The organism is Polaromonas sp. P1_G2 (assembly GCF_056405515.1).
Window position 1 is genome coordinate 1 of sequence record NZ_JBFUBY010001396.1, and the last position, 409, is coordinate 409.

The following is a 409-nucleotide window of genomic DNA, read 5'->3' on the forward strand; positions in this document are numbered from 1 at the left end:
CGATATCCCAGCCGGTCAGCTGCGACGCGAGGCGGACATTCTGGCCGCGGCGGCCGATGGCCAGCGACAGCTGCTCGTCCGGCACCACGACTTCGATGCGCTCGGCATCTTCATCCAGAACGACCTTGGCGACTTCGGCCGGCTGCAGCGCATTGACGATGAAGGTCGCCGGGTCCTGCGACCAGGGAATGATGTCGATCTTCTCGCCCTGCAATTCGCCGACGACGGCCTGGACGCGGGAGCCGCGCATACCGACGCAGGCGCCGACCGGATCGATCGACGAATCGTTGGAAATGACGGCGATCTTGGCACGCGAACCGGGATCGCGGGCGACCGAGCGGATCTCGATGATGCCGTCGTAGATTTCAGGCACTTCCATGGTGAACAGCTTGACCATGAACTGCGGATG

Annotated in this window: 1 protein-coding gene; it reads right to left on the bottom strand. The window is 63.8% G+C overall.

What is annotated here, in order from left to right:
• On the bottom strand, window positions 1–409 hold a 409-nt coding region (gene nusA / locus AC1D0P_RS30745; RefSeq protein ID WP_477680193.1), incomplete at both ends, for a transcription termination/antitermination protein NusA.